Below are 23,152 nucleotides of genomic sequence, written 5' to 3' on the forward strand. Positions count from 1 at the left end.
GCGTGACCGCCGTCCCCAGCGCGAAGGCCGGCAGCGGACCCACCTCGCCCAGCGCGGGATTGCCTGTCAGCCACCAGAGCAGCACCAGCCGCACCGCCAGACCCGCGCTCCCGTTGACCAGGACGGAGGCCGTCCGGCCCATTCCGTTGAGGGCCGAGCTGAAGACCTGGCCCACGTAGAGGAGGGGCGCGGCGGGCGCCAGCCAGACCATCAGCCCGCCCAGCGTCGCGTCGCCGTAGAGAAGGCGGGCGATGGCGCCGGGCGCCACCAGCAGCGCCAGCGACGTGCCCATGCCCACGCAGGCGGCCAGGGTCGAGTAGAGGGCGAGCTGCCGCCGGACGGACGTCCGGCTCCCCTGCTCGCTGGCCGCCGCGATCCCGGAGAGCGCCATGACCGCCAGGGGGTAGACGGCCACCATGGGCAGGTAGAGCACCGGCAGCGCCATGCCCACCACCCGGCCATAGGCGGCGGTGGCCCCGGCGGCGTCGAAGCCGGCGCTCTCCAGCCTGCGGGGTATGAGGACGGCGTCCAGCATGGAGCTGAGCGCCCCGGTCAGCCCGCCCACCATGACCGGCAGAGAGAGGCCGAGGAGCTGGGCGGAGGTGGGTTGGGGTCCGCGGGGCTGCCAGGGGCGCGGCCGGTTGGCCCGGCGGCGGTAGGCCAGGGCGTAGACGGCCATGCCGGCGGCCTCCCCCAGCGCCACCCCCACCATCGACCCCTCCACCACCGCGCCCAGCCCCCAGGGCAGCAGGAGCCGCGCCAGGACCAGGACTGCCAGGGCATGAAAGGTCTGCTCGGCGAGCTGCGCCCAGGAGGGCGTCTCGAGATCGTCCAGGCCCTGGAAGTAGCCGCGGAGCAGGCTGCTGGGGACCGCGATCAGCACGGCCAGCGGCATCCAGCGCAGCGCGCCCAGCACGCGCGGCTCGTTCAAGAGCTCGCGCGAGAGCCAGGGTGCGGCCGCCCAGAGGGCGGCGGCCGCCAGGACGGCGGTCGCCAGGGCGAGGCCGAGCGCCTGCCGGAGCGTCGCCTCGATGCGCCGCTCGTCCCGCCTTGCCCGTCCTTCGGCCACCAGCTTGGCGACCCCGGTCGGCAGGCCCAGGCTGGCCAGGATGACCACCAGATAGTAGGTGGGCATGGCCATCTGGACCACGCCGATGCCGGTGTCGCCGATCATCCGAGCCAGGAGGAGACGATAGAGGGCACCCAGCGCGCGCGAGAGGAGCCCCGCGACGAGCGAGGCCATCGCGCCGCGAAGAAGCCGGCTGCGCACCGGCTTCCCTCCTTCGGCGGAAGCTCAGCGTGTACCGGTCGCACCGAGCTGGGCGCCTTCCGGTCGAGCTTCCTCCTCGTCCGAATTGCCGCGTCGCTCGGATTCGTATGCCCGGCGGAGCCCCTCCATGCCGTCGAAGAGCGCGCGCTCCCCGTAGATCCAGCGCAGGAGGCTGGGTACCTCCGCCTTGATCGTCTCCGTGGTCAGCTCGTGCCCCTTCGCCTCGAGCAGGGCGATCTGTTCGAAGACGGTCCGGCGGATCTCCTCGGGCGTGCTGCCCCAGCGGATGCGCCGGCGTCCCTGGACCCGGAGGCCCTGGCCGGACGCGGTCTCGGCCTGCTCGAGAGCGTCCAGGCGCTGCTCCACCTGCGCCAGCCGCTCGGCCAGGGGGCTGACGGTGGCGTGGAGCAGGTCGGCGACGGCGTCGAGGGTCCGTTCGACAGCGAGGCGGTAGTTCTGAAACTCCTCCTCCATGCGTGCCAGCAGGACGCGCCTGAGGGCGGGCGTCTCCTGCAGCGTGCGGACGAGGAGGAGCGGGTCGATCGCCTCCGTCTTCCGTCCGGTCGCCTGTTGCTCCGTACGTAACACCCCCTTCCATTGGGAGATCGTTCCCCTCCCTTTGGATGCTCCTGGTAGGGCAGAAATATACGCCCGCCCTGGCGCCTCCCGGGGCGACCGCGAGCAAGCGGTGTCGTCTCTTGACGCCAGGGGGTACCCACCCTAGAATCTTCGCTGTTGGGTCCAAGCGGCCGAGCGTCGCCGGCCCGCCAATCAGGAACCTAGTTTCGCTCAAAGGGTTGGGGCAGTGCGGCCCGACTTCTTCCCCCGTGGCGAAAACGATGGTCCCGGCCAGCCTGAGAGGGCTGGAATGTCTGCACAAAGGGGGGCTTTTCTCATGGATGGGGTCTTCCACGACACCGTCGGGCATCACGTCCTGCTCGACGTGTGGGGTGTGCCGTTCGAGACGCTCAACGACCTCGACGGCATGCGTTCGCTCCTGCGCGAAGCGGCCCGGATCAGTGGGGCCACGGTGGTGGAGGAGACCTTTCATCGCTTCCCGGTGCAGGGACTGAGCGGGGTCCTGGTGCTCGCCGAGTCCCATATCTCCGTTCACACCACGCCCGAGCACAGCTATGCCTCGTTCGACGTTTTCACCTGCGGGGAGAACATGCGCCCGCTGGAGGCGGCCCGCTTCCTGATCGAAGCGTTGCCTGCGACCCGCTACTACATGCGCGAGTTCGTCCGCGGCACGGAGGACGGGATCGTGGAGGCCCAGGAGCCGCTGGCGGTGAGCGCGGCGCGCTGAGGCCGGCGACGGCGCGGGCGCGCAGACATACTCGGGCAGGGCCCGGAGAATCGAAGGCGAAAGGGCGGGGGCGCCGGCGGGCCGGCGCCCCCGCTGCGCGGGGGGTGGTCCGCCCGTTGGGCGGTACCCCCGGGGAGGAAGGATCCCCCCGCGGACCGGGGGAAGAGGACGGCGGGGAGGGCGTGGTCGTGCGCTGGATGCTGGAGATCCCCCGGCGGCGCGGCTGGGTTCTGGCGCTGATCGCCATCAACTTCGCCGGCTCGATCTACGGCTTTTACTGGTACGCGCCGCAGCTGGCGGTGACACCTTGGTGGCAGTGGCCGGTGGTGCCCGACTCGCCGTCCGCCAGCTTCTTCTTCACGCTGGCCTTGGCGGGCTTGGCGCTGGGCCGGAGGTGGCGCTGGCTGGAGGGCTTGGCCGCCATCAACCTGATGAAGTACGGGCTCTGGACCGTGCTGATCTTCGCCCAGTTCGCCTGGGTCCACGGCTGGCTGCCGGCCGAGGGGCTTCTGCTGGGGCTGACCCACGCAGGCATGGCGCTGGAGTCCTGGCTCTTTCTGCGCGTCTACCGGCCGGGGCCGGCGGCGGGGGCGCTGGGGGCAGGCTGGACGGTGCTCAACGACGTGACCGACTACCTGGCCGGCGACCTCCACCCGACCCTGCCCGACCCGGCGGCGCTTCCCTTCGCCCGGGGCGCCGCCCTCTTCCTCTCCCTCTTCTCCATCCTGTATTTCGTCACGGTGGCGGGGCGGCGGATCAGCCCCGTCGACGTCCGCAGCCGGCCGGTCAGCCTGGTGGGGCCTTCCGGCGGCTTGCGCTGAGGAGGCGGATGCGTTGCCCAGGGCACGGATCTACACGCGGACGGGGGATACGGGCGAGACCAGCCTGGTGGACGGCAGCCGGGTCCGCAAGTCGTCGCCCCGGGTGGAGGCGTACGGCTCCGTCGACGAGCTGAACGCGGCGCTGGGCGTCGTCCTCAGCCTGGAGCCTGGCGAGGAGCTGGCGCCTACCCTCCGGCGGGTCCAGGGCGAGCTCTTTGTCCTGGGCGCCCGCCTGGCCGCGCCGGCCGGCGGCGCCAGGGCCGGCTCCGCCGCACGGGTGGCCGGGTTGCCCACCCTCCCCGCGCAGTGGGTGGAGGTGCTGGAGCGGGAGATCGACCGGCTCGAAGAGACGCTGCCCCCCCTCGACCACTTCATCCTTCCCGGCGGCGGGCCCGCCGGCGCCTGGCTCCATCTGGCGCGGACCATCTGCCGCCGCGCGGAGCGGGCGGTGATCCGGCTGGGCGAGGAAGAGCCGGTGGAGCCCGAGATCCGCCGCTACCTCAACCGTCTCTCCGACTACCTGTTCGTCGCCGCCCGCGCGGTCAACCACCGCCAGGGACGGGCGGAGATCGCCTGGAGGGCGGGGGCGGGGGCCGAGGCCGGGGAGCCGGGCTCAACCGGCGCCTGAGCCGGACGGCCCGGGCTCGTCGTTGGGCGGGTAGTCCGGCCGGCCCCGCGGGTCGTCCCGCGCCGGAGGCGCCTCCTTGAAGAGCTCGCCCAGCGGGACGGCGCGGTAGCCGCGCGCCTTCAGCGTGGCCAGCACGGCGGGCAGCGCGACCGGCGTGTCCGGGGCGGAGTCGCTGGCGTGGAAGAGGAGGATCGCGCCGGGGAAAACCAGGGAGGTGACCCGCCGGACGATGGCCTCCGGCCCCGGTCGCTTCCAATCCAGGCTGTCCACCGACCAGATCACGGTCTCGTACCCCAGCTGGTGGGCGGTCTCCACGACCATGCCGCTGTACGCGCCGTTGGGCGGGCGGAGGAAGCGCGGCCGGACGTCGACGACGCTCCGGATGTCGCGCTGCGCGGTGAGCAGGTTCTCCCGGACCTGCTCGCGGCTGAGCCGGTCGAGGTCGACGTGCTCGTCGCCGTGGCTGGCGATCTCGTGCCCCTCCGCCACCATGCGCCGGACCAGGTCCGGGTGCTGCCGCGCCCAGAACCCGGAGAGGAAGAAGGTGGCGTGGACGTGGTGCTGTTGGAGCACGTCCAACACGAGCGGCGCCACCTTCGACCCCCAGCTGATGTCGAAGGTGAGCCCCGCCACCCGCCGGGTGGTCCGCGCGTAGAAGATGGGGAGTTGCGGAGGGGAGGCCCCGGGGGCGGGGGCGATCACTTCCTCGTGTTCGGGGACGGGGCGCTCGGCCCGGGCCCCTGCACCGGAGGCCAGCCCGCCGGCCCAGCGGAGGCCGTAGGCGGCGGCCAGGAGGAGGGCCAGGGCCGCCACCAGCGCCCGGCGGCCGACGAAGACGAAGAAGAGACCGCCTGCGCCGGTCCGCGGGCGAAGCCGGCCCCGCGGACTCCACCCCTCTCCGTGGCGACGCACGCTCCCACCTCCCCTCCGATGGCTATGGCGCTCCACCTTGGCGGATGCAGGCGGGGATGATACATTGGCGGCAAATTTCGCGAGGTCGGGCGAATGGGGGCGAGGAAGCAGGACCATGGACGACGACGAGATCCTTCTCACGCCGGGGCCGGTGCCGGTGCCGGCCGAGGTACGGGAGGCGGCGGCGCGCCAGGTGATCCACCATCGGGGCGCCGCTTTTCACCAGCTCTACGCCTCGGTGCGCAGCCGCCTGCTGCCGCTCTTCGGCGGCTCCGGCGATCCCTTCCTCTTTCCAGGGAGCGGGACGGGCGCCCTGGAGGCGGCGGTGGTCAACTTCTTCTCTCCGGGCGACCGCGTCGCGGCGGTGGTGATGGGGGAGTTCGGCCAGCGCTGGGCTTCCATCGCCGAGAGCTTCGGCCTGGAGGTCCGGCGCTACGAGGTGGAGTGGGGGAAGGCGCCGGAGGCGCCGCAGCTGGCCGCATGGCTCGACCGGAACGGACCCTTCGCGGGTCTCCTGCTCACCTACAACGAGACCTCCACCGGCGCCGCCGCCGACCTGCCGGCCATCGGCCGACTGGCCCGGGAGCGGAGCCTGCCGCTCCTGATCGACGCCGTCAGCGCCCTGGGGGGGATGCCCCTGGAGGCGGAGCGCTGGGGGGTCAGCCTGGTGGCGAGCGCCTCGCAGAAGTGCCTGATCAGCCCTCCAGGCCTGGCGCTGCTCTGGGTGGCTCCCGGCGCCTGGCCGCAGGTCGAGCGGGCGGGGCTGCCCCGCGCCTACTGGGACCTGCGCGAGGCGCGCCGCGCGGGGGAGCGGGCGGAGACGCCGTACACGCCGGCCGTCACCCTCTGGTATGCGCTGGAGGCCGCCCTGGAGCGGATCGAGGCCGAAGGACTGGAGTCCGTCTATGAACGGCACCGGGCGATGGCGGAGCGGTGGCGCCGGGGCTTGAGCCGTCTGGGGTGCAGCCTCCTGGCCGAGGAACGGGTGGCCTCGCCCACCGTCACCGCCTTCTTCCCGCCGGCAGGCGTGGAGGCGCCTGAACTCCTGGCCGCGCTCCGGGGGCTGGGCGTGGAGGCGGCCGGGGGCCAGGGGCCGCTCAAGGGCAGGATCGTCCGCGTGGCCCACATGGGCGAGGTGGGCCCGGAGGACGTGGACCGCGCCCTGGAGCTTCTCGGCAAGGCCCTGGCCCGGCTGGGAGCGCGGGAGGCGAAGGCGTGATGGGCGAGCCGAAGCGGGTGCTGCTGGCCGAGAGGATCGCCGAGGAGGGGGTGGCGCGCCTGCGCGAGGCCGGGCTCGAGGTGCTCCTCCACCAGGGTGGCCGCGACCAGCTGCTGCGCGAGCTGGCGGGCGCCGACGGGCTGGTCGTCCGCAGCGCCACCCGCGTCGACGCCGAACTCTTCGCCGCCGCGCCCCGGCTGAGCATCGTCGGCCGGGCCGGCGTCGGCGTGGACAACGTGGACGTGGCGGAGGCGACCCGTCGCGGGGTGGTGGTGGTCAACGTCCCGGACGGCAACACCCTCTCCGCCGCGGAGCACACCTTCGCCCTGATGCTGGCCATGCTCCGGCGTCTTCCCGTCGCCGACGCCGCCCTCCGCACGGGACGCTGGGAGCGCCACCTGGTGGGCGCGCAGGCCTACGGGAAGACGCTGGGCATCGTGGGTCTGGGGCGGATCGGCCGCCAGGTGGCGCTGCGGGCGCGGGCGTTCGGCATGCGGGTGCTGGCCCACGACCCCTTCCTCGGCGCGCAGCAGGCGGCGGGGGAGGTGGAGCTGGTGGAGCTGGACCGGCTCCTCCAGGAAGCGGACATCCTCACCGTCCACACCCCGCTCACCCCCCAGACCCGCCACCTGATCGGCGCCCGGGAGATCGCCCGCATGAAGCCGGGCGCCTACATCGTCAACTGCGCCCGCGGCGGCATCGTGGACGAGGAGGCGCTGGCCGCAGCCCTGGAGGAGGGCAGGCTGGCCGGTGCCGCCCTGGACGTCTGGGAGGAGGAGCCGCCGCGCCCCGACCACCCGCTCCTCCGCTCCGACCGCGTCGTGGTCACCCCGCACCTGGGCGCCTCCACGGTGGAGGCGCAGCGGCTGAACGCGGAGACGGTGGCGGAGGAGATGGTCCGCTGGTTCTCGGGCCGGCCCGTGCGCAACGCCGTCAACCTTCCTCCGCTCAGCGAGGAGGAGTGGGCCGCGGTCCGGCCCTTCCTGGGGCTGGCCGGCGTGCTCGGACCCTTCTTCGTGCAGGCGCTGCCGACCCGGCTGGAGCGGGTGAGCATCGGTCTCTCCCTGGAGGGCCGGGTCGCCGAGCTGGTGGCCGCGGCCGTCCTGGCCGGGCTTCTCAGCGCCATCCTCAATTCCCCGGTCAACCTGGTCAACGCCGCCGCAGTGGCGGCCGAACAGGGGATCCACTGGGAGCTGCGCAACGAGCACGACGGCGCCGGCCCGCAGGAGGTGACGCTGGAGGCGGGGCCTCCCGGGACGCGCCGGCGTCTCCGCGCCCGCATCGACCCGGACGGCCGGCCGCGGATCGTGGCGCTGGACGCCTTCGCCATCGACCTGGTCCCCACGGCGCACATGCTGCTCAGCCGCCACAGCGACAAGCCCGGCGTGGTCGGCCGCTTCGGCGGGCTGCTCGGGGAGCGCGGGATCAACATCGCCGAGATGCGCCTGGGACGGAGCGCCCCCGGGGGTGAGGCGGTGATGGTGCTGGGCACGGACCAGCCGGTGGACGAGGCGACGCTCGCCGCCCTCTCCGCCATCGAGTGGATCGAGGAGCTCCGCCGCATCGAGCTGGGCGCCTGGCTGGGCGCGGGGGCGTGAGCGGCGTGGAGCCGGAGCGCGAGGCCCCGCAGGGGCGGCTTCGCAGCCTCCAGGCGGAGGCCGACGCCTGGATCCGGGAGCAGGGGGCTTCCTACTGGGAGCCGCTGGCGCTCCTCGCCCGCCTGAGCGAAGAGGTGGGGGAGCTGGCGCGGGAGGTCAACCACCGCTACGGTCCCAAGCGGAAGAAGGCCGGGGAGCCGCCCGGCTCGGTGGAGGAGGAGCTGGGCGACGTCCTCTACGTGGTCGCCTGCATGGCCAACCGCCTCGGCATCGACCTGGACCGGGCCTGGGAGGAGACGCTGGCCAAGTACCGGCGCCGGGACCGGCTGCGCTGGTCCCGGCCGGCCGGCGGGAGCCGGGATGAGGTGCCTGCCGCGCCGCCGCCCCGTCGCCCGCCGGGGGTATAGCCGTCCTTCGGAGACCGGCTCTATGATCGACGTGGAAATGTCGTTTCGTAGAGACGGGGCGCGAGGGAGGTGCGGCCGATGATGGTCACCCTGGACGGTGACGAGGTGCTCGCCACTCTCGGTTGGAGCGAAGAACGGCTGCGGAAGGCGCCCGACGAGGAGTTCGACCTTTACTGCACCCTGAAGGCGGTCACGGAGGACGAACGCCTCTGGGCCGCCCTGGCCCTCTTCTTCGACGAGATCCCTGCCGGCCGCCGGGCCGCGGCCGCCGCACGGCTCCGGCGCGACCTGGAAGACAGCGACTACCCCGGCCTCTGGCTGTATATCCTCCATCGCCTGGAGCGGGAGACGTTCGCGCGGCGGCTGGAGCGCGAACTCGACCGGTACCGCGAGGCCGCCTTCGAACTCCTGCTCCAGAAGATCGGCGAACGGAAGGAAGCGGGCGACGAGGCCCCGGCCTGAACCGCCGCCTGCTCCGTAGAGCGGAACCCACCCTCGGATCGGAGTCCACCCGGCCCGGGGTCGCGCGCGGCGGGCACCGCGCCGCGCTGCGGCCCCGGGTCACGCGTCCACACCCCCGGGCGGCCGGCCCCATAGGCTGGCGCGGGGGTGTACAGGCATGCGCCTCGCTTGGGGTGAGGACCGCCGGCGGCTGGACGGGAGGGCCGCGGCCGGCTCGATGCGGAGGATCGTCGTCTTCCGCCCGGGAAGCCGCATCGACCTCTCGGAGATCCAGCGCATGGGCGGCGTCGTTCTTCAGCGCGTCTCGCTGATCAACGCCGTGGTGGCCGAGTTCGTCGAAGAGGGCGCCCTGGCGGCGCTCCACCAGCGGTCGGACGTGATCCGGGTGGACGAGGACCTCCCCCTGCGGCTGGTGGAGGAGGACAGGCACAGGAAGGGGGGACGCCCAGGAGGCGGGCTGGCCCCCGGGCTTCCTGCGGCGCGCCCGCCTTCCGCGCTGGCTCCGTTCCACCTGCTCCGCGCTCCGTTGCCTCCGCCGGCGCTGGGGGAACGCTCCCGCCCCCGGCCCTGCTCCGGCACCCGGACCGACGCCCCCGCGCCCGCCCGCCGGGCCGTCCACGCCGGATCACCAGGCCCGCATCCCCTGGGGGATCAGGCGGGTCCGGGCGCCGCAGGCCTGGGCGTGGAGCCAGGGACAGGGGATCCACGTGGCCGTCCTGGACACCGGCGTCGACCTGGACCACCCGGCGCTGGCCGGGCGGATCGGGCAGGGCGTCGACCTCCTCCGCCCGGGCCGCCCGCCGGAAGACGACAACGGGCACGGTACCCACGTGGCAGGGGTCATCGCCGCCCGCGGGGCCGTCCTGGGCGTGGCGCCCCAGGTCTGGATCCATCCGGTGAAGGCGCTGGATCCGTCGGGCAACGGCCGGCTCTCGGACCTGGTGCGGGGCCTGGAGTGGTGCATCCAGCACCGGATCCAGGTGGTCAACCTGAGCCTGGGCAGCCTCACCGAGAACCGGACCATGCGCGAGGCGATCCGGGCCGCCTCGCGCAGCATGGTGCTGGTCTGCGCCGCGGGCAATTCCGGCCCCGGCGAGGGGACCGTCCTCTTTCCGGCGCGCTACCCCGAGGTGCTGGCGGTGGGCGCCATCGACCGCCAGAACCGGGTGGCGCGCTTCTCCAGCCGGGGGCCGGAACTGGACCTCGTCGCCCCGGGGGTGGACATCCTCTCGCTCTGGCCGTCGGGCGGCCTCCGGCGGCTCTCGGGCACGTCCATGGCGGCGCCGCACGTGAGCGGCAGCGCCGCTCTGGCGCTGGCGGCGGGACTGCGGTTGCACGAGGTGCCGGCTCGCCTGCGCGCGACCGCCGCCCCCGTCGACCTGGCCGACCGGCGGGCGCAAGGGGCCGGCTGTGTGGACGCCCTCTCCGCCCTGGAGGGCGGCGGTGGGAGGAGGGCGGCCGGCGTCACCGAAGCTCTCTGACCGGAAGGAAACGAGAAGGCGCGCTCCGCCGGGCGTGCGGGAGGGTTGCGGCGTGGGACAAGTGGTCTACCTGAATGGCGAGTTCGTGCCGGTCGAAGAGGCGAAGGTCTCGGTCTACGATCACGGCTTCCTGTACGGCGACGGCGTCTTCGAGGGCATCCGCATGTACAGCGGGCGGGTGTTCAAGCTGGAGGAGCATATCCGGCGCCTCTACCACTCCGCCCGCGTCATCGACCTCGAGATCCCGCTGGCGCCGGAACAGATGAGCCAGGCGGTCCTGGAGACCTGCCGGCGGAACGACCTGGACGACGGCTACATCCGGCTTGTCGTCAGCCGCGGGCCAGGGGACCTGGGGCTCGACCCGCGCAAGTGCTCCAGGCCCACGGTGACCATCATCGTCGACCGGATCGCACTCTTCCCCGCCAGCCTCCTCGAGAAGGGTCTCACGGCGGTGACGGCCTCCACGCGGAGGACGGCGGTGGACGCGCTGGACCCGAGGGTGAAGAGCCTCAACTACCTGAACAGCGTCCTGGCCAAGATCGAGGGGAACCTCGCCGGCGTCGACGAGATCCTCATGTTCAACCACGAGGGGTACGTCTGCGAGGGGACCGGGGACAACGTCTTCATCGTCCGTGACGGCCGGGTGCTGACGCCACCGGCCTACCTGGGCATCCTGGAGGGGATCACCCGGGCGACGGTGATCGACCTGGCCCGCGAGCTGGGCATCGAGGCCGGGGAGACGGTCTTCACCCGGTACGACCTGTACACGGCGGACGAGTGCTTCCTCACCGGCACGGCCGCCGAGGTGGTGCCGGTCACCGTCATCGACGGCCGCCCCGTGGGCGACGGGCGGCCCGGGCCGGTGACCCGGAGGTTGCGCGAGGCCTACTTCGAGTATGCCCGCTCCCACGGAGCGAGCTTCCGCGACTGAACACCCCGCCTCCCCGTGCAAGCCCGCGGTAGCACCCGCTGCCGCGGGCTGGACAGAGTGGCAGCCGGGGACTCCCCTCCCTTTCTGAAGCAGGGCGCCTTCTGCGTAGCCAGCGGTACCATGCTTCCCTAGCATGGGCGGCGTCGGCGGGCTCCGATACTAGGCGTACCTACAGGGGAGGTGAGAAGCGATGGCGCGAGGTTCGAGCAACAATCGGGTTCTGGTCAAGGAAGCGGCCAGGGCGCTGGACCAGTTCAAGTACGAGGTGGCTTCCGAGATCGGCGTCAACCCGCCGGCGAGCGGGTACTGGGGCGATCTCGCCTCCCGTGACTGCGGCGCCGTGGGTGGCCAGATGGTGCGCCGGATGATCCAGCAGGCGGAGCACCAGCTGGCCGGCGGCCAGGCGACCGCCGCGGCCCCCACCGCCTTCGGTCGCTTCGGCAATCCCCAGTGAGCTCCGGCTAGAGACATAGCGGTCCCGGGGCGAGATCCCCGGGACCCCGCCCGCTTCGCGAGCAGGTCGAGGGTCGTGCCGATGCATGGGCGCGGCCCTCTTGCGGTATGGGAAGGGAGAGGAGAGCCGAGGAGGTACCTCTTCCCACCGGCTGGAGGAGCGGCTCCGGGCGCCGGCGAAGACTCCAGGCGACCGAGGGACGACAGTCCGCCAGGTGGTTGGTGGGGGTGATCCCGGTGGACGAGAGCAGGAGCGAGCAGGACGGCACCCGGGTGGTCCGGTCGGGACCGCCCGCACCGGGTGCGGAGGGTGACCTGGAGCGAATCCTGGCAGAGGTCTACCGGGCCCTGCAGGAGAAGGGGTATGACCCGATCCGCCAGCTGGCGTTCTACCTTTTGACCGGCGAGCCGGCCTACATCACCGCGCACCGGGGCGCGCGCAGCCTCGCCACCAAGCTGGAGCGCGACGAGGTTCTGCAGTTCTTGCTGCGCCACTACCTGCAGGGCCGATGATCCCCGGGACGGGGGGCCGCGCGCCCCACCCGTCCCCCGTACGTGGAGCCCGCCTCCGTCGCCCGTCTGCCGGGTGGCCCCGCCGGGCGCGGGATGAGCGATGGGCCTCGAGGGATACTAGCCCTTGACCATCGCCGCGACGAGAGGTGAGCGCTGGTGAAGGCTACGGGGATCGTTCGCCGCATCGACGATCTGGGTCGCATCGTCATTCCCATCGAGATCCGCCGCAGCATGAACATCCGCGACGGAGACCCTCTCGAGATCTTCGTGGAAAGGGATGGCGAGGTCATCCTCAAGAAGTACTCGGCCCTGGCCGACCTCGACCAGCTCGGGGAGGCGGCGATGCAGGCGACCGCCGCCGCCACGGGCTTCCTCAGCCTGCTGACCGACCGGGACCAGGTGGTGGCCGCGGCCGGCGAGGGTGCTTCGCGCTTCCTCGGCAAGGAAGTGGGCGTCCCGGTCCTCAACGCCATGGAGGAGAGGCGGGAGGCGCGCTACAGGACCACCTCGCACCATCACGAGGGGGCCACCGTGGGTGGAGGCGACACCTGTCCCTTCGCCAGCGAGGTGATCGCCCCCGTGGTGGTGGCCGGAGACCCCGTGGGGGCGGTGGTCGTCGCCTCGCTGGAGAACGGCCGTGATGTGGGCGATGCCGAAGCCAAGGTGGCAGCCGCCACTGCGGGCTTCCTGGCACGGCACCTGGCGGGTTGAAGCGGGCGCGGGGAGAGAAGGCCGGAGACGGAGGGAAGCGGGCGCGCCCGGCTCCGGCGAGCCGGGCCGTCGCTTGTGGGGCGCTCATCCTCATCCCGGGATGGCCCGGCCGGCGTTCCCGTCCTCGCCGCCTGCCGCCGGGGCGCCGGGCCCGGCGGCCGGGACGGGGTCCGCGAGGGGCGACGGGTCAGCCAGATAGAGCCAGCGCTCGCCGTGACGGAGCCAGGTGCCGGCCCAGCGCTCGGAGAGCAGCTGGTGGAACCGGCGCCGGCGGAGGGCGGCCGGGGTCAACCGGGCGTCCCCCAGTTCCCGCGCCAGCCGGCGGAAGAAGAGGGCCAGGGTGCGCACCTGCACCGGATGGCCGAGCCGGGTGAGCAAGAACCGGTCACCGCCGCCACGCCGCTCGCGGTCCAGGTACTGGGCGAGGTCGTCGACGAGCGGATCGGAGAGCCTCGCCCAGCCGTTCGCCCTTCGCCAGTGGATCTGCCGCCCGGCCAGGTCGACGTCCGCCAGCCCGAGCCCTTCCAGGTCCCCGGGCATGCATCCGAAGGCGATGGTCAGGTGGAGGATGACCCGATTCCTGCGAGGGTCGGGGGTGAGCCGCAGCGCGCGCTCCGCGCGCAGCAGCAGCTCGGGTTCCAGGCGCGGGGCCGGGTGCGGCCCCGCTTCCTCTCGCCGCGGGTGCAGCATGCCTCTCACCGCCCGGAAGAAGAGAGTGGACCGTTTCCTAGTTTGCCGGCGCGGCGCTCAGTCATGCGGGAAGGCGACCAGCTCCCCCTTCTCGTCCAGGAAGGCGGCCAGCACCCCCTCGGGCTCGCCGATGCCGCGCAGCGCCAGCTGCTCCCGCAGCCAGCGCTCGTCGCGGCCGAGCCGTTCCAAGGCCCAGTGGTCGACGGCGCCGTCGCGGATGACGGGGAGCTGAAGCCCCCGGTCCTCGGCGGGGATGCCCATCAGGGCGGGCGTGAGCGGCCGCTTGTCGGCATAGGGGACGACGGTCAGCTTTCCGCCTGTCTCGAGGATGGCGAACTCCACGTCGCGGATGTCGGTGACGTTCTTCTCCCGCAGCTGGGCCATCAGGTCGTCCAGGTTGTAGCGCATGCGTGCCATCGCCCGCCGGTCGAGGCGGCCGCGGTAGACGACCAGGGCGGGCGTCCCGCTCACCCACTGGCGGAAGCGGGGACTGCGCAGCAGGATCACGCTGATGAGGAGCTCCAGGGCGACGATGGTGGCCACCGGCACCATGCCCATCCAGAGCGGCATCTTCTCGTCGATCGCCAGGGTGGCCGCGTCCGCGATCATGATGGTGACGACGAAGTCGCTCGGCGAGAGGCGGCCGAGTTCCCGTTTGCCCATGAGGCGCGTGACCACCACCAGGGCGACGTAGAAGAAGAGCGTCCGGTAGAAGAGGCCAAGCGGGTCCGGCGAGTCCACTCCCGTGCCTCCTAGCGCAGATTACGCGGGATGCTAGTATGGACCGGGACGGCCGGAGGGCATGCGCCGTTCCGGCCCGGCGGGGGAAGGGAAGAGCCAGTGGCCGACACGAGAGAGCCCGGAGCGGGAGCCGAGGGCGGGGAGACGGCGAACAGCGAGCTCCAGATGACGGTGCTGGAGCACCTCGAGGAGCTCAGGCGACGGCTGGTGATCATGGCCATCGCCGCCGTCGTGGGCGCGGTGGGGGGATGGTTCCTGGCGCCGCACGGGATCGCCTTCCTCATCCGCCCGGCGCAGCAGCTCCATATCCAGATGATCTACCTGGCACCCTCCGAGCTCTTCTGGGTCTACATGCGGGTGGGCGTCATCCTCGGCCTGATCGCGGTCTCGCCCATCCTCCTGTACCAGCTGGGCGCCTTCGTCTGGCCGGGTCTGCGGCCCCAGGAGCGGCGGATGGTGATCCTGGTCTTCCCCGCCGTCCTCATCCTCTTCCTGGCGGGCAGCGCCTTCGCCTACTTCGTGATCGTCCCGTACGTGCTCCGGTTCTTCCTCAGCCTCTCCTTCCCCGGTGTCCGGCCCACCCTCTCCGTGCAGAGCGTGCTGGGCTTCATCCTCAACCTGATCTGGCCCTTCGGCCTCGTCTTCGAGTGGCCGGCGGCGGTGGCCGCGCTGACGGGTATCGGCGTCGTCAACGCCGCGCAATTGGCCCGGGCCCGGCGCTACGCCATCCTGCTCATCTTCGTGGTAGCCGCCGTCATCACGCCCCCCGACCCCATCTCGCAGATCGTCACGGCCATCCCCATGCTCGGCCTCTACGAGGCCAGCGTCTGGATCGCCCGCGCGGTCGGGCGGCGCCGCGAACGCTGGCTGGCCGCCTCCAGCGAGCAGCCTTCCTCCTGAAACGGCGAACCGGAGCCGGTGAACCGGTTGCCAGGAAGGAATTGGAAGACCGGTGACGAAGCCCTCCCTGAAACGGCTGGAACGGGGGATTCGCGGCCTCAGGAGGGGAAACGGAAAGACCGGTCCCTCGCGGGACCGGTCGGCGAGCCAGGGGCAGGGCGCGGGTGACCCTCAGCCCCGGGCGTGCTGGAGGGCGGGGGTCGGCTCGGGGCAGTCGCTCGGGTCCTCGCCCCCGGTCGGCCCGGCGCCCTCCCGATCGGCCACGCTGGCGGCGTAGACGCAGGGACCCTCGCCCCGGGCGGCGCATCCGGAGCGCTCCAGGTCGACGTCCAGCAGCCGCCGGTAGAGCTGGTACTCCTTTTCGCAGACCTGTGGATAGCGCACGGCGATGCGGGCGATCGGGCAGTTGTAATGGCGCAGGACCAGGCGGCCCTCCTGCACCTGCACCTCGGACTGGTAGCCCGAGCCGTCCTGGATCTCCGCCAGCTTCCGGAGCCGCTCCTCGCCCTCGGTGCCCTGGAGTTTCTCGCCCAGGTCCTGCGCGAGCAGCTCCTCGCGCGCGTCGAAGAGCCGGTCCACCAGCTCCGGTCCACCGATCCGCTCGGCGGCTGCCAGCAGCTGGAGCGCCAGGCGGTCGTAGGCGCGGGGGAAGGACTCCTGGCCCCGCTCGGTCAGGAAGTACAGGTTGGCCGGCCGACCCAGCCCGCCCCGGCGCTTGGTGCTGTAGATGAGCCCGTCCCGTTCGAGGATGGCCAGGTGCTGGCGCACGCCCATGGCGCTGATCCGGAGCGGCCGGCTGAGCTCTTCGACAGTAGCCCCGGGCCGCCGCTTCAGGAGCTCCAGGATCTCGTCTCTCGTCGTCGTTGCGGTCGCGGCCAAGAGCAACCCTCCTACACGTTCACGAGTCGTGGACGCCGGCATGGGAATCGCGTCGATTTCAAGCTACCTGAGCAAGGGCCGCTTTTATATAGCCCTTCTGTGTAATTCCGCGCAGGAAGGGGGTCACCCGTGATGCCAAGCATCCTGCCTTCCCGTCCGAGAGGCTCCGCTCGCGCCCTCCGGCCTCTCCTGGCGACGGCGCTCCTGCTGGCGCTCCCGGCCTGGCCGGCGTCGGAGCCGGACTTCGGAGGCCTCCGCCTCCCCCCGGGCGAGCCTTTCATCGAGGTGGTCTACCACAACCGCCGGACGACGGATCTGGAGCCCAACCAGCCGGGCCACGCGCGCTGGACCTGGTCCTTCGGCGACGGCAGCGGCTGGATCGACCCGCTCCCGGGGCACACGCGGCCCCTGGTCTTCCACCGCTACAGGCTGCCCGGCATCTACCAGGTGACCGCCTCCTCGTACAGCGCCGAAGGCCGCCTCTTGCGCCGGCAGCGCTGGCGGGTGGTGGTCCGGCCGGACGAGTTCCTGCCCCGGGACGGTCTTCCCGCCGCGACGGCGGGGCTCCGCCTCTTCCGTGCGCAGACGGTCGAGATCCCGACCCTGCAGCTCCGTCTCCACGGGCCCAGGCTCTGGTTGAGCGCGCGGCCCGCCGCCTGGAGGCTGGAGCTGGAGGCCGGCCGCGCACCCTGCCTGGACGGGGTCCGCGTCCGCTACGATCCGGCGCCGCGCTTCCACGTCGCCTGGAGGAAGCCGGGCACCTTCCAGGTGGACGGCGCGGCGGTCGTCACCCTCCGCTACGCCTGGCCCGACGGCGCCGTCACCACCGTGCGCAAGGTGGTGGTGGTCCATCGCAGCCTCAGGGTGCTGGGGTCGACCCTGTACCGGCCGTGAGGCGGAGGAAGAGGCGGAGCGGGAGGTACCAGGCCGCACCCTGCCAGCCCGATGTGGGCGCGAAGGGCAGCCCCCAGGCGAGGATGGCCCGGGCGGCCTCCAGCAGCTCCGCGGCGCTGGGGAGGTTCTCCAGCGCCCGGCGGCCGGCCGGGGGGAGGGCTCGTCTCCGCGGGGCCGGGGCGGGCGAGAGCGCATCGGCCAGGGTGAGGAACCAGAGCGCAGCCTCCGCGTTGAGCGCCGGATAGGCGGCGGCGCGGCGGAGGCCCAGCGCCCGGGCCGCTTCCTCCGGGAGGTCGTGGAGCGCCCCTGTTCCGCTGCGCAGGCTCTCCAGGGCGCCCGCCGCCAGCTCCAGCGAGCGCCGGAGGCAGTCGATCCGGCCTCCCGCCGCCCAGGCGGCCAGGAAGGCGCGCCCCAGCGGGGCCAGGTCGCCCAGGTAGCCGCGGAGCGGGGAAGGTTCGGGGTCGGCCACGCCCGGGAGGTCGTGGGGCAGCCGGAGGGCGGCGCCCGGACCCGCGGGGAGCTCCCGGTCCACTTCCTCCAGGAAGGCGCGCGCCCTCGCCGCCCGGCCCAGGCCGGCCGCCTCGGCTTCGAAGAGCGCCCGGGCCGCCTGGCTGGCGGCTCCCACCGGCGCCTGGGCCGAGAGAACGGCCCGGCCGCCGGGCCCGGGCACCGCGTCGAAGGCGGCGGCCCAGCCGTGGTCGCCCTCCATGGAGCGGAGGAAGCCGACCAGCTCCCCGGCCAGCTTCGCCGCGCGGAAACCGGCGGCTTCCAGCTCGTCGGCCCAGCCGGCCTCCGGCCGGGCCAGCCGCGCCGTCACCGCCAGCAGCCGGGCGTTGTCGGCCAGGAGGCGCTCGCCTACGGGGTCGCTCCAGTCGGCCTCCGCCGCCAGGCGGCGGAAACCGCCGCGGGGGTCGTGGAGCGGGCTCGCCTCCAGCGCCGCCAGGGTGGCGGGAAGGAGGCTCCGCAGCCTCTCCGGGAGCTCGCGCGGCGGAAGCGCTGCCAGCGCTTCCAGCGGCTCGAGGGGAAGGAACTTGGGGGCTCCGCCGAAGCCGGCATGCTCCGGGTCGTACTGGCGCAGGAGCCCCTCTTCCAGCTCCGCGACCCAGCCCGCTCCCGGCTCGGTCAGCAGCTCCGGCAGCTGGTCGGGCAGGCGGTAGCGCTCGAGGTGCCGCTCCAGGACCGGCTGCCGCGCCCCCCACTCCTCCGCGAGGGCGGCCAGGTAGGCGGCCAGCCGGGAGGGCTCGGCCAGGTTGGCGGCAGCCAGCAGGTCGCCGCCGGGCGCCAGCACGGCCAGGGTGGGCCAGCCGCCCAGGTTGTACCGGGCGTCCAGGTCGGGGCGCCGGTCCGGGTCGACGCGGACGGGGACGTAGCGCTCCGCCAGCACCCCCTGCACGGTGCGATCCGCCAGGGCGCCGTCCTCGTAACGGTGCGTGGCCTCGGCCCAGGCCGGCGAGAGAAAGAGGAAGAGGGGCCGGCGGCTCCGGGCGGCCTCGTCCAGGACGGCCGCCGACCAGCTGCGCCAGCGGAGCTGCGACGACGAAGACAAGGGGGTGACCTGCCTTTCCCATGAAGAGTCGCCCGGAGATCCGTCGAGACGGCGGTCTCTCCGCCCGCCTGGGGGCCGCCGCCGAGGAGGCCGCGGCACGCCTGCTGCTCTCCCAAGGATACACGCTGCTGGAGCGGAACTGGCGCCGCCCCGGCCTGGAGCTGGACCTCGCCGCCCGGAGCCCGGACGGCCGGCTGGTGCTGGTGGAGGTGCGGGGGAGGCGGCTGAACGCGACCGTCGACGCCGGCCTCTCGCTGATCCGCAGGAAGCGCCTCCGCTTCCTGCGGGCCGCGCGCCTCTACGCCGCTCTCCGCGGCGCGGAGGAAGCCCGCCTGGACGTGATCCTGCTGAGCTGGACGGACGGTGCCTGCCAGCTCCGGCACCTGCGCGACCTCGGCGGGGAGCTCCTGGGGGGCGGCGCGGGATAGGCGCTGAGCGGGGGTATACTCCGGACAGCGGATCGCGCGCCGTTGACCTGGTGAAGGCCCACAAGGTAAGATGGGCCTGCCGGAATACGCTGGGAGGGTACGGTATGGTGGAGCCGGCCGGAACGGAAGCGGAACTCGGCAAGGAGATGGGGGCGGCTGCCACCACCCGTCCCACCCTCCATCTCCACCTGAGCCCCTATGCCAACAAGCCCGAGCTCCAGCAGCGGCTGCGCAAGATCGAGGGGCAGGTCCGCGGTATCGAGCGGATGGTCGAAGACGAACGCTACTGCGTGGACATCCTGACCCAGATCGCGGCGGTGCGCGCGGCCCTGGACCGGGTCAGCCTGCAGCTGCTGGAGGCCCACGTGGAGGGCTGCGTCTCCGACGCGATCCGGAGCGGCCAGGGCGAGCCCTACATCCGGGAGCTGATGAGCGTCTTCACCCGCCTCATCAGGTAGCCGGGAGCGCTGGCGGGAGCATCCGCCCCTGCCGGGACATCGGGGAGGTGTCGATGGATGGCGAAGGATCCGGTCTGCGGCATGGAAGTGGACGAGTCCAAGGCACCGGCCAAGGCCGAGTACCAGGGCCAGACATACTATTTCTGCGCCCCGGGGTGCAAGCGCGCCTTCGAGAAGGAGCCCGAACGCTACCTCTCGGGTGGGGGCGAGCACCAGCACCCTATGGGTTGAGCCACCGCCCGGCTGACCTCTTCCTGGCGCGATGGGAGGAGGCGACGGTCGCCGAGCGGTCCGAGTGGGTGGTCGGCGTCAGCCTGGGGAGCCGCCGGCGCGACTTCGACCTCCGCCTGGAGGCGGAGGGGAGGCGCTGGCGGCTCCTTCGCGTCGGCACCGACGGCGACCTGGAGGCTGCGGAGCAGCTGATCAGCCGGCTCGACGGCCGGGTGGCCGCCATCGGCCTGGGCGGCATCAACCTGGCCTACCGGCTGCCGGGCCGCTCCTACGCGGCGCCGGAGGCGTGGCGCCTCGCCCGCCGGGCGCGGCGGACCCCCCTGGCGGACGGTTCCCTCTGGAAGGCGGCGGTCGAGCCGGAGGCGGTCCGGCTCCTCGGGGAGGCGGGCCTGGAGCCGGGCGAGGCCTTCCTCGCCAGTTACCTGGATCGGCCGGAGCTGGGCGAGGCGCTGGTCCGCGCCGGCTGGCGGGTCCGGGTGGGCGACGCCGCCCTGGCCCTGGGGCTGCCCTGGGCTCCGGGCCCGGCCGCCTTCCGCCGGGTCGCCCGGTGGACCCTGCCGTGGCTCCGCCGGCTTCCCATCCGGCGGCTCTACCCCCTGGGCGCCGCCCAGGAAGTGGCGGGCCGGAGCCGCCGCGGTCCCCTGGCGCGGTCCCGCCTTCTGGCGGGCGACTTTCACTTCCTCTACCGTCATCTCCCGCTCCGCCTGGAGGGCCGCTGGATGCTGACCAGCACCGTCCGGCCCGGCGAGCTGGACGAGCTGCGTCGGCGCGGTCTCGAGGGCGTGCTCCTCCTGGGTCCCGGGTGGCGAGGGCTGGCGCCTGGAGCCAACCTGCTGGAGGCGCTGGCACGAGCCTGCGGCGTCCGGACCGACCCCGACGCCCTTCGCGGCTTCGCCCGCCGGAACGGCCTTCTGCCCACCTTCGCCCTCCGCCCCGCCGGACCGCCGAGGTGAAAGGTGCTCACCTTCAGTTGGGCCCGGGATTATGCGAAAATGCACGTGCGATGAATTCGAAACGAGCCCGGACGGGGAAGGCCCTCGGTGGAAAGCGGGGCGATTCGGGTTGAGCAGGCGTTGGCGCTTGACGCTGGCCTTCTTCGTGGTCGTCGCGGTGGTGGGCGGCCTGGCCATCCGCTCCATCGCCCAGTCGGCCTCGGTCTACTACACGGTCGACCAGTACCTGGCCCAGGGAGCCTCCGCCTGGCAGCGACAGGCGGAGGTGAAGGGGACGGTGGTCCCGGGGAGCATCCGCTGGGACGGGACCCGGCTCCAGCTTCGCTTTTCGCTGGAGCATGGCGGGCGGGTCCTGCCGGTGCGGTATGAGGGCATGAAGCCGGACACGCTCCAGGCGGGGATCGAGGCGGTGGTGACCGGGAGCATGCGCGGCGGCAGCTTCGAGGCCCGTCACATCCTGGTCAAATGCCCGTCCAAGTACGTGCCCGCCACGCAGGGCAACGGGTGAGCGCGAGACTCGCCCGCTTCCCGGCCGCGCTCGTCCTCGCCCTGGCGCTCGTCCTGGTCCCGGGACCGGTCGCCGCGGGCGCGGCCGCTGCGGCCCCGGCGCCGGGCGGGCCGGTGGTGGCGAGCTCGCTCCGCTGGGTGATCACCCTCCAGGGGGGAGCGCCCGTGGTGCTGGAACTGGTGACCCTGGTCAACACGGGGTCGGAGGCCACCTCGGCCTGGTCCTGGCAGCTTCCTGCCGGCGCCCGGGAGGCCGCCCTCCAGACGGGGGGCGGCACGGCCAGGCTGAGCGGGGGCCGGCTGACGGACACGCGCGGACTGGCGCCGGGGGAGCAGCGGAGCTACGCGGTCCGGTACCGGCTTCCTTGGACGGTCCCCGGGGAGTTCCGCCTGCGCCCGTCGCTGCCGGTGGGCGCCGTGGCGGCGCTGGTGGACGAGGGGAGCGTCCGCCTCAGCGGGCCCGGTTGGGTCCGCCTGGGCGTGGTCAGCACGGCGGGGCGGGCGCTCCGCCAATATGCGCTGGACGAGCCGCTGGCGCCAGGGCAGACGGTCCGCTTCACACTCACGCCGCCCGACTGGTGGTATGAGCACGGGACGGGCTTCCTGGCCGGCGTCTGGGTGGCCCTGCTGGCCGGTGTGCCCGCGCTCGCGCTCTGGCTCTGGCGCCGCACGCGCCCCGAGCGGGAGCTGGAGCGGGTCCGCAGGGCGCTGGAACAGGTGGAGCGCCTGAGGACGGAAGGAAGGCTGGCTGAGGACCGGTACCGTCTCCGCCGCCAGCAGCTGGTGGACGAGGCGGCGGAACTCTGGCCGAAGGTAGGCGGCGGCCCGCGGCGGGCGGGGTGAGCGCCGCATGACGCTGCTGGAGGCCAGGGAGCTGGCCCTGCGGTTGGGCGACCGGCTGATCCTGCGCCGGGTGGACTTCGTCCTGGAGGCGGGCGAGCTGGCGCTGCTGCAGGGCCCGAACGGGGCGGGGAAGACCAGCCTGCTGCGCCTGCTGGCGGGAATGGAGCGGCCCTCGGCCGGCCAGCTGCTCTGGCGGGGGCGCCCCGTGCGCCAGTGGGGCCCGGCGTACCGGGGCGGGCTGGCGTGGGTGGGCCACCGGACCGGCCTCTACCCGAGGCTGACCGGGCGGGAGAGCCTCCTCCTCCAAGCCGCCGGCTACCCCTGGCTGTCCGCCGAGGAAGCCGGGCGGCGGGCGGAGGCGTGGCTCGCGCGAGCGGGACTGCTCCGCTGGGCGGACCGTCCCGTCTCGCACTACTCGCAGGGGATGCGGCAGCGGCTGGCCATCGCGCGGAGCTTCCTGCCGGAGCCGCAGCTGATCCTGCTGGACGAGGCGGCGGGCGGGCTCGACGCGGAGGGGCGGCGTTTCCTCCGGCTGGCCCTGGACGAGGCGCGGGGCCGGGGCGCGGCGGCGGTGCTGGTCTCGCACGAGGCGGAGCCCGGCCTGGGGGAGGTGGACCGGCGCTGGTGGCTGGAGGCGGGCCGGCTGCGGGTGGAGACGGTGGGGCGGGCGGCCGGCGAGCGGAACGGGGCGCCCGCCCCTATGCCCGGGCGGTGGCCGCGGTGATCCGCAAGGAGTTGCGGAGCGAGGCGCGGAGCGGCGAGACGCTGGGTGCCAGCCTCCTCTTCGCGCTCCTCCTCCTGACGCTCCTCAGCCTGACGGGCGGCGCCGGCGAGGATCCGGCGGGCGAGCGGTCGGCGGCCGTCCTCTGGCTCCTCCTCCTCTTCGCGGGCGCGCTGCTCCTCCATCGCTCCTTCGCCCAGGAGACGGAGGAGGACGCCTTCGCGCAACTCCTCCTCTGGCCGGTCGACCGGAGCGCGCTCTACTATGGCAAGGCGGTGGCCAGCTGGCTCTACCTGGCCGTGCTGGGCGCCGTCGTCTGGCTGGCGGCCCTTCCCCTGCTGGGCGTCTCGGTGCGCGGACCGGCCTGGGTTCTGCCGGCGGTCCTGCTCCTGGGGACGGGGGGCGTGGCGGGAGCCGGCACCTTCCTGGCGGCGGTGACCGCGCGCCTGCGAGCCGCTCCCATCCTGCTGCCGATCCTGCTCTACCCGCTCCTGGTCCCGCTGGCCTTGGCGGCGATCCGCCTCGGTGGCTGGGCGCTGAGCGGGGCGGCCCCGGCGCCCGCGCTCTGGTGGGAGCTCCTCGTCGGATACGATCTGCTTTTCACGCTGGTGCCGGCGCTGCTCTTCGAACTCCTGTGGGAGGGATGAGC

28 protein-coding genes and 1 pseudogene are annotated in these 23,152 nt (G+C 73.3%); 22 read left to right on the plus strand and 7 right to left on the minus strand.

Annotated elements, in window-relative coordinates:
* Positions 1 to 19: 19 nt before the first annotated feature.
* Positions 20 to 1,270 (minus strand): annotated as a pseudogene (locus tag QJR14_01755) (oligosaccharide flippase family protein).
* A gap of 24 nt (positions 1,271 to 1,294) precedes the next feature.
* On the minus strand, positions 1,295 to 1,858 hold the full coding sequence (locus tag QJR14_01760) for a hypothetical protein (GenBank protein ID MDI3316346.1): 564 nt from the start codon (positions 1,856 to 1,858) through the stop codon (positions 1,295 to 1,297).
* A gap of 307 nt (positions 1,859 to 2,165) precedes the next feature.
* Between QJR14_01760 and speD the strand changes: the two genes are divergently transcribed.
* The 3 genes from speD to QJR14_01775 all read left to right on the plus strand — a co-directional run bounded on the left by speD (position 2,166) and on the right by QJR14_01775 (position 4,025).
* The gene (gene speD, locus QJR14_01765; GenBank protein ID MDI3316347.1) at positions 2,166 to 2,576 is read left to right on the plus strand and encodes an adenosylmethionine decarboxylase; all 411 of its coding nucleotides are present in this window, start codon (positions 2,166 to 2,168) and stop codon (positions 2,574 to 2,576) included.
* 197 nt (positions 2,577 to 2,773) lie between these two features.
* Positions 2,774 to 3,397: a DUF1405 domain-containing protein gene (locus tag QJR14_01770; protein ID MDI3316348.1), complete on the plus strand. Its 624-nt coding sequence runs from the start codon at positions 2,774 to 2,776 to the stop codon at positions 3,395 to 3,397.
* 13 nt (positions 3,398 to 3,410) lie between these two features.
* Positions 3,411 to 4,025: a cob(I)yrinic acid a,c-diamide adenosyltransferase gene (locus QJR14_01775; GenBank protein ID MDI3316349.1), complete on the plus strand. Its 615-nt coding sequence runs from the start codon at positions 3,411 to 3,413 to the stop codon at positions 4,023 to 4,025.
* Here the strand turns inward: QJR14_01775 and QJR14_01780 are convergent.
* Positions 4,011 to 4,937: a polysaccharide deacetylase family protein gene (locus QJR14_01780; GenBank protein MDI3316350.1), complete on the minus strand. Its 927-nt coding sequence runs from the start codon at positions 4,935 to 4,937 to the stop codon at positions 4,011 to 4,013. The genes QJR14_01775 and QJR14_01780 overlap by 15 nt on opposite strands.
* A gap of 115 nt (positions 4,938 to 5,052) precedes the next feature.
* On the opposite strand from QJR14_01780, the gene QJR14_01785 reads away from it, so the two are divergent.
* The 9 genes from QJR14_01785 (at position 5,053) to QJR14_01825 (ending at position 12,712) form a co-directional block, all read left to right on the plus strand.
* Entirely contained in the window at positions 5,053 to 6,156 is a 1,104-nt protein-coding gene (locus tag QJR14_01785) for an alanine--glyoxylate aminotransferase family protein (GenBank protein ID MDI3316351.1), read from the plus strand.
* On the plus strand, positions 6,156 to 7,754 hold the full coding sequence (gene serA / locus QJR14_01790; GenBank protein ID MDI3316352.1) for a phosphoglycerate dehydrogenase: 1,599 nt from the start codon (positions 6,156 to 6,158) through the stop codon (positions 7,752 to 7,754). The genes QJR14_01785 and serA overlap by 1 nt, the downstream gene beginning before the upstream one ends.
* The gene (locus tag QJR14_01795) at positions 7,751 to 8,161 is read left to right on the plus strand and encodes a nucleotide pyrophosphohydrolase (protein MDI3316353.1); all 411 of its coding nucleotides are present in this window, start codon (positions 7,751 to 7,753) and stop codon (positions 8,159 to 8,161) included. Before serA ends, QJR14_01795 begins: the two co-directional genes overlap by 4 nt.
* Positions 8,162 to 8,230: 69 nt before the next feature.
* Positions 8,231 to 8,623 carry a hypothetical protein gene (locus QJR14_01800; protein ID MDI3316354.1) on the plus strand — a complete coding sequence of 131 codons (393 nt, stop codon included), beginning with the start codon at positions 8,231 to 8,233 and terminating at the stop codon, positions 8,621 to 8,623.
* Positions 8,624 to 9,324: 701 nt separating this feature from the next.
* Complete coding sequence (locus QJR14_01805) at positions 9,325 to 10,104, plus strand: S8 family peptidase (protein ID MDI3316355.1); 780 nt, start codon at positions 9,325 to 9,327, stop codon at positions 10,102 to 10,104.
* Between the two features lie 52 nt (positions 10,105 to 10,156).
* Positions 10,157 to 11,035, plus strand: coding sequence for a branched-chain-amino-acid transaminase (gene ilvE, locus QJR14_01810; GenBank protein ID MDI3316356.1), 879 nt, complete (start codon positions 10,157 to 10,159; stop codon positions 11,033 to 11,035).
* Positions 11,036 to 11,225: 190 nt separating this feature from the next.
* Complete coding sequence (locus QJR14_01815) at positions 11,226 to 11,489, plus strand: alpha/beta-type small acid-soluble spore protein (GenBank protein MDI3316357.1); 264 nt, start codon at positions 11,226 to 11,228, stop codon at positions 11,487 to 11,489.
* Between the two features lie 272 nt (positions 11,490 to 11,761).
* Positions 11,762 to 12,001 carry an IreB family regulatory phosphoprotein gene (locus tag QJR14_01820; protein ID MDI3316358.1) on the plus strand — a complete coding sequence of 80 codons (240 nt, stop codon included), beginning with the start codon at positions 11,762 to 11,764 and terminating at the stop codon, positions 11,999 to 12,001.
* 156 nt (positions 12,002 to 12,157) lie between these two features.
* Positions 12,158 to 12,712: a stage V sporulation T C-terminal domain-containing protein gene (locus QJR14_01825; GenBank protein MDI3316359.1), complete on the plus strand. Its 555-nt coding sequence runs from the start codon at positions 12,158 to 12,160 to the stop codon at positions 12,710 to 12,712.
* Positions 12,713 to 12,802: 90 nt separating this feature from the next.
* Here the strand turns inward: QJR14_01825 and QJR14_01830 are convergent, their stop codons facing one another.
* Both QJR14_01830 and QJR14_01835 read right to left on the minus strand, forming a co-directional pair.
* Entirely contained in the window at positions 12,803 to 13,411 is a 609-nt protein-coding gene (locus tag QJR14_01830) for a hypothetical protein (protein ID MDI3316360.1), read from the minus strand.
* Positions 13,412 to 13,459: 48 nt separating this feature from the next.
* A complete protein-coding gene (locus QJR14_01835; GenBank protein MDI3316361.1) occupies positions 13,460 to 14,143 on the minus strand; it encodes a DUF421 domain-containing protein in 684 nt (227 codons plus the stop codon).
* A 99-nt stretch (positions 14,144 to 14,242) separates the two neighbouring features.
* On the opposite strand from QJR14_01835, the gene tatC reads away from it, so the two are divergent.
* Positions 14,243 to 15,043 carry a twin-arginine translocase subunit TatC gene (gene tatC / locus QJR14_01840; GenBank protein ID MDI3316362.1) on the plus strand — a complete coding sequence of 267 codons (801 nt, stop codon included), beginning with the start codon at positions 14,243 to 14,245 and terminating at the stop codon, positions 15,041 to 15,043.
* A 171-nt stretch (positions 15,044 to 15,214) separates the two neighbouring features.
* Here tatC and QJR14_01845 read toward each other — a convergent pair whose 3' ends face one another.
* Positions 15,215 to 15,922, minus strand: a complete 708-nt coding sequence (locus QJR14_01845; GenBank protein MDI3316363.1) for an HTH domain-containing protein — start codon at positions 15,920 to 15,922, stop codon at positions 15,215 to 15,217.
* A gap of 132 nt (positions 15,923 to 16,054) precedes the next feature.
* Here QJR14_01845 and QJR14_01850 point away from each other — a divergent pair, with 132 nt between their 5' ends.
* Entirely contained in the window at positions 16,055 to 16,816 is a 762-nt protein-coding gene (locus QJR14_01850) for a PKD domain-containing protein (GenBank protein MDI3316364.1), read from the plus strand.
* Here QJR14_01850 and QJR14_01855 read toward each other — a convergent pair.
* Positions 16,782 to 18,362 (minus strand): DUF255 domain-containing protein, encoded by a 1,581-nt coding sequence (locus tag QJR14_01855; GenBank protein MDI3316365.1) that lies wholly within the window; start codon positions 18,360 to 18,362, stop codon positions 16,782 to 16,784. The two genes, QJR14_01850 and QJR14_01855, sit on opposite strands and share 35 nt — an antisense overlap.
* A gap of 20 nt (positions 18,363 to 18,382) precedes the next feature.
* Here QJR14_01855 and QJR14_01860 point away from each other — a divergent pair, with 20 nt between their 5' ends.
* The 8 genes from QJR14_01860 (at position 18,383) to QJR14_01895 (ending at position 23,150) form a co-directional block, all read left to right on the plus strand.
* Positions 18,383 to 18,790, plus strand: a complete 408-nt coding sequence (locus QJR14_01860; GenBank protein MDI3316366.1) for a YraN family protein — start codon at positions 18,383 to 18,385, stop codon at positions 18,788 to 18,790.
* A gap of 146 nt (positions 18,791 to 18,936) precedes the next feature.
* Entirely contained in the window at positions 18,937 to 19,248 is a 312-nt protein-coding gene (locus QJR14_01865; protein MDI3316367.1) for a metal-sensitive transcriptional regulator, read from the plus strand.
* Positions 19,249 to 19,305: 57 nt separating this feature from the next.
* The gene (locus QJR14_01870; protein MDI3316368.1) at positions 19,306 to 19,479 is read left to right on the plus strand and encodes a YHS domain-containing protein; all 174 of its coding nucleotides are present in this window, start codon (positions 19,306 to 19,308) and stop codon (positions 19,477 to 19,479) included.
* Positions 19,476 to 20,432 (plus strand): quinate 5-dehydrogenase, encoded by a 957-nt coding sequence (locus QJR14_01875; protein ID MDI3316369.1) that lies wholly within the window; start codon positions 19,476 to 19,478, stop codon positions 20,430 to 20,432. Before QJR14_01870 ends, QJR14_01875 begins: the two co-directional genes overlap by 4 nt.
* Before the next feature lie 109 nt (positions 20,433 to 20,541).
* A complete protein-coding gene (locus QJR14_01880; GenBank protein MDI3316370.1) occupies positions 20,542 to 20,940 on the plus strand; it encodes a cytochrome c maturation protein CcmE in 399 nt (132 codons plus the stop codon).
* Positions 20,937 to 21,782, plus strand: coding sequence for a hypothetical protein (locus QJR14_01885; GenBank protein MDI3316371.1), 846 nt, complete (start codon positions 20,937 to 20,939; stop codon positions 21,780 to 21,782). Before QJR14_01880 ends, QJR14_01885 begins: the two co-directional genes overlap by 4 nt.
* A 7-nt stretch (positions 21,783 to 21,789) precedes the next feature.
* Complete coding sequence (locus QJR14_01890) at positions 21,790 to 22,506, plus strand: ABC transporter ATP-binding protein (protein ID MDI3316372.1); 717 nt, start codon at positions 21,790 to 21,792, stop codon at positions 22,504 to 22,506.
* 11 nt (positions 22,507 to 22,517) lie between these two features.
* On the plus strand, positions 22,518 to 23,150 hold the full coding sequence (locus QJR14_01895; protein ID MDI3316373.1) for a heme exporter protein CcmB: 633 nt from the start codon (positions 22,518 to 22,520) through the stop codon (positions 23,148 to 23,150).
* The last annotated feature ends 2 nt before the right edge of the window (positions 23,151 to 23,152 follow it).

The sequence above is a fragment of the Bacillota bacterium genome (assembly GCA_029961055.1).
GTDB lineage: Bacteria > Bacillota > Sulfobacillia > JAIMAT01 > JAIMAT01 > JAIMAT01.